Genomic DNA, 1,115 nt, shown 5'->3' with positions numbered 1-1,115 from the left:
ACCAGTTGAGGCCGTGGACGTAGAGGCCGAGAGGATTGGCCCGGAGGGCCTCTTCGGTGCGGGGCGGGTCAATCACGATCGAGAACACGCCGGTATGGTTGGACTGGCCGGTCTCAGTGCCGTTGCGATATGCGGTCTCGCGCCAACGAACCGTGAAGCTGTCGTCTGACGCGCGCACGACGCTCGTCACATCGACTGACACGGAGCGCCGTCCGAGATCCGCAAATGGATCATTGTCGCGGGCATAATCATTGAGCGTGGCTGCCGCCCGGTCGGTTGCATAGGCATAGGCCTTCAGCCAGTTCTGCCGGACCACGACCGGATCGATGGAGATGGACCGCGTGTTCTTCACAAAATCTGCGAGGTGGAAAGCAATCTGCGCATCGGTCGGCTCATAGCGCCCATCGGCCGGGCCGACGGCGCGCACGGCGCCTTCACCGGTCAGTTCGACTACGTAAGGTGTGACGAAGGACTGGGTCGAGCGCCAGACAAGACCGCCCGCGAGCACGAACGACAAAGCGATGCTCCCAAGCGCCGCCAGCCGCCAGTTGGCCGCCTGCACGCGGGCAGAGCCGATCCGGTCATCCCAGGCCTGCGCCGCGCGCTGGTAGGGTGTCACAGGTTCCGGTGTCTCGCCATAGCGGGTGGATGTTCGCTTCCAGAGCTTCATGTCAGTCCTCGTCATTCTTCAGTTGTATCGATGTGCCGCCACCGGGACGGTCGCCGTCGCGCACGGCTGAGGCCGCCATCATGCCGGCATCGCGGGTTGACTGGTCGCGCCGGATACGCCGGGCCCAGTCAGGGGAAGAATTCTGTCCGCCATTGGTCGGACCAGCGTTCGGCGCGCCCGTGCCGCCCGTTGCCGCGAAAGCGGCGCGGGCTCCCGCCTGATGGCGCTCATGCGGATTGCCAAAGGCGCGCCGGGCAAAGTCTTTAGCGCCGGACGCAGCGGCGCGAACACCTGCGCCCGCGACACCGCTCATGCCCGCCATGGCGGCGCCGGCGCCGGACTTTCCGGAAGCGGCGGCGTTCATCTGGTAGGCAGTCCGGGCGCCGCCTGCCATGGAGGCTGCTGCGCCGACGGCGCTGCGCGTTCCGCCAGCTGCGGCGCCAAT

At 66.8% G+C, this 1,115-nt stretch carries 1 protein-coding gene and 1 pseudogene; both read right to left on the bottom strand.

Features of this window, described 5'->3' with window-relative positions; translation table 11 throughout:
• The coding region (trbF, locus tag HY26_RS01655) for a conjugal transfer protein TrbF (protein WP_112072809.1) at positions 1-670 on the bottom strand (670 nt) is incomplete at its 3' end.
• A 1-nt stretch (position 671) separates the two neighbouring features.
• Positions 672-1,115 (bottom strand): annotated as a pseudogene (locus tag HY26_RS18920) (P-type conjugative transfer protein TrbL); the annotation flags it as partial.

Origin of the sequence: Hyphomonas sp. GM-8P (assembly GCF_003263315.1) — a bacterium.
GTDB lineage: Bacteria > Pseudomonadota > Alphaproteobacteria > Caulobacterales > Hyphomonadaceae > Hyphomonas.
This window is presented reverse-complemented; position numbering and strand designations above follow the sequence as displayed.